General features: G+C 69.3%; 4 protein-coding genes and 1 pseudogene. 2 read left to right on the top strand and 3 right to left on the bottom strand.

The annotated features are described in order from the left end of the window. The 3 genes from ACFWPJ_RS29280 to ACFWPJ_RS29270 all read right to left on the bottom strand — a co-directional run. Nucleotides 1–236 (bottom strand): hypothetical protein (locus ACFWPJ_RS29280; protein ID WP_378856199.1); only part of this gene is annotated, 236 nt, incomplete at its 3' end. Nucleotides 237–240: 4 nt separating this feature from the next. Beyond that, nucleotides 241–810 carry a hypothetical protein gene (locus ACFWPJ_RS29275; protein ID WP_378856197.1) on the bottom strand — a complete coding sequence of 190 codons (570 nt, stop codon included), beginning with the start codon at nt 808–810 and terminating at the stop codon, nt 241–243. Next, nucleotides 804–2,039: an APC family permease gene (locus ACFWPJ_RS29270; protein WP_378856195.1), complete on the bottom strand. Its 1,236-nt coding sequence runs from the start codon at nt 2,037–2,039 to the stop codon at nt 804–806. The genes ACFWPJ_RS29275 and ACFWPJ_RS29270 overlap by 7 nt, the downstream gene beginning before the upstream one ends. 106 nt (nt 2,040–2,145) lie before the next feature. Between ACFWPJ_RS29270 and pdxT the strand changes: the two genes are divergently transcribed. Continuing rightward, nucleotides 2,146–2,766 (top strand): pyridoxal 5'-phosphate synthase glutaminase subunit PdxT, encoded by a 621-nt coding sequence (gene pdxT / locus ACFWPJ_RS29265; RefSeq protein ID WP_378856193.1) that lies wholly within the window; start codon nt 2,146–2,148, stop codon nt 2,764–2,766. 92 nt (nt 2,767–2,858) lie between these two features. Then, a pseudogene (locus ACFWPJ_RS29260) lies at nt 2,859–2,945 on the top strand (YebC/PmpR family DNA-binding transcriptional regulator); the annotation flags it as partial.

The following is a 2,945-nucleotide window of genomic DNA, read 5'->3' as shown; positions in this document are numbered from 1 at the left end:
GTGACACACACCCCAAAAACCCCGTGGGCGGCCCCGCGCCCCCCCACCCGCCGCCTGGCGAAGTCGGTGGCACGGAAACAGACGGGTCGCACAATCGTGCGCGGGCGGCCGCCCGCTTGGGACGCCATCATCATCGAGTCGGGAATATTCGGCGTCATTTCGCTCATCAGGTCGCTAACAGGCTGGTCAAGACCCACGACCGGCTCGTGTCTGAAATCCATCCAGTTTTCAGACATGCTGTCAGCTCACCTGCACGCGCAGGTGGCACACCACGGTGTCGGTCATCTTGCGCAGGACGCGTTCGAGTTCGTCGCTGCGGTGGCTGGGCAGGACGCGCTCCCAGCCCGAGGGCGGATCGACCTCGGCGATCACCACGACCTTGCGCCGCCCGGCGAAATGCTCACGCACATAGGCGGCGACGGGTCCACCGACGGTCGCGTCACTGTCTTCTAGCATGACAAGGCGCACCTCGGGATGCCATGCCTCCCAGGCTTTGGCGAACGCGGCCGTCGACTCGCCCGGCAGGCAGACGTGTATCGCGGTGATGTCGTCACCGATCGACATGGCCGCCGACAACGCCTCCCGGCCGAGTTCGCACACCTCGGCGATCGGCACGATGATGGCGGTGCCCGTCGGGCGCGGCTGCGCGGGCAGCGCACCGGCAGTACCGCGGGAATGCCCGATCTTGGTGTAGGCGTTGCGGATTCGCTCCATGCCGACCATGAGCGCGGGCAGGACGAGCACGATCAGCCAGGCGCCCTCGGTGAACTTCATCGCGGTGGTGACGACGGCGGCGACGAGAGTCAGCACCGCGCCGAATCCGTTGAGGGCGATTCGCCACCGCCGACGGCGGCCCTGGTCTGCCACCAGTGCCGGACCATGCCGGTCTGCGCGATGGTGAAGCCGACGAACACCCCGATCGCGAACAGCGGGACGAGCGCGTTCATATTGCCCGCGGCGGCCACCAGCAGCACCGCGGCGCTCGCGCCGAGGGTCAGCACGCCGTAGCGGTAGACCTGGCGGGGGGTGGCGACGGCGAACCGGTGCGGCAGGCAGTTGTCGTCGGCGAGCAGGCGGGTCAGCGTCGGCAGGCCGCCGTAGGAGGTGTTCGCGGCCAATGCCAGCAGCACGACCGTCGCGAACTGGACGATGTAGTAACCGACTCCGTGACCCAGCGCCGCCTCGGTCAGTTGCGACAGCACGGTCGTGCCCTCGATCGGCCGCAGCGAGAACTTCTCGATCAGCACCGCCAGCCCGATCAGCATTGTGCCGAGCAGCAGGCCCAGCGCGACCTCGGCTCGCTGCGCGCGTCGCACTCGGGGTTCCTGGAAGCTCGGTACCGCGTTGGCGATGGCCTCCACGCCGGTCAGTGCCGCGCAGCCGCTGGAGAACGCCTTGAGCAACAACAGCACGCCGACGGTGTGGATCTCGCTCACGGCGGCCGTTCCCTCCGTGACGGCCGCCGGTTCGGTGCGCAGCAGCCCGCCGATGATCACCACGAAGATGCCCGCCACGAACACCGCCGTCGGCACCATGAACGCGCGGGCGCTCTCGGTGATGCCGAGCAGGTTCAGCGCGGTGATACCGACCAGCACCGCCAGGCAGATCCAGACCGTGTAGCCGTGCAGGGCGGGGAATGCCGAGGTCAGCGCCGCGACACCGGCGGCGATCGAGACCGCCACATTGAGCACGTAGTCGACGATCAGCGAGGCGGCCGCCAGCAGGCTGGTGCGGTGCCCGAGGTGATGCTTGGCGACCGCGTAGGCGCCACCGCCGTTCGGGAACGCCGCGATGACCTGCCGGTAGGAGGCGATGAGGACTGCCAGCAGTGCGGCGATGGCCAGCGTCACCGGCAGGGTCATCCCGAGGCCGAGACCGCCCGCGGTGGCCAGCACCAGCACGATCGCCTCGGGGCCGTAGGAGACCGATGCCATCGCGTCCAGGGACAGACCGGCCAGCCCGGTCGAGACGGTGAGCCCGCGGCGGTGCGGGACGATCGGCGCAGGTCCGGAGCTCCTGCGCGGCAGAAGTGCAATCACCCTTGTGAGTGTCGACCCGTCGGGCCCGAACGCACCCGGCGTTGACGCAACCTTGACGGCGACCGTGAGCGGGCGCACACCGGCCCGGCTCGTAAGCTCAGCGCCTGTGAACGCATCCTCCGCTGCCGCCCGGCCGACCATCGGCGTCCTCGCGCTCCAGGGTGACGTGCGCGAACATGTTGCCGCGCTGGAACACTGTGGCGCCGACGCGGTGCTGGTACGCCGCGAATCCGAGCTGGCCGCCGTCGACGGGCTGGTGCTGCCCGGCGGTGAGTCGACCACCATCTCCAAGCTGCTGGAGGCCTTCGAGCTGCTCGAACCGCTGCGCGCGCGACTGCGTGACGGGATGCCCGCCTTCGGCTCCTGCGCGGGCATGATCCTGCTGGCCTCGGAGGTCCTCGACACCAGGGCCGACGCCCAGCACCTGTCCGGCATCGATATGACGGTGCGGCGCAACGCCTTCGGCCGCCAGGTCGACTCCTTCGAGACCGACCTCGATTTCACCGGCCTCGACACACCGGTGCGGGCCGTGTTCATCCGCGCGCCGTGGGTCGAGCGGGTCGGTGACGGCGTCGAGGTGCTGGCGCGCGTGCCGCACGGTCCGGCGCAGGGCCGCATCGTCGCCGCCCGGCAGGGCAATGTCGTGGCGACCTCGTTCCACCCCGAGGTCACCGGCGATCTGCGGGTGCACGAGCTGTTCGTGGACCTGGTGCGCAAGGCTTGGTGAACGCCCGCGTCCACGGTCGTGCGCGGTCCGAGTAGGCTGGATCGAGCTTGTCCGCCCGGGCAGACGCGCAACCGACCTGAAGGAAGTAGGGCATGAGCGGCCACTCCAAATGGGCCACCACCCAGCACACGAAGGCGGGAATCGACGCCCATCGCGGCAAAATCTTCGCCAAGCTGATC

This window comes from Nocardia sp. NPDC058497 (assembly GCF_042720195.1).
GTDB lineage: Bacteria > Actinomycetota > Actinomycetes > Mycobacteriales > Mycobacteriaceae > Nocardia.
This window is presented reverse-complemented; position numbering and strand designations above follow the sequence as displayed.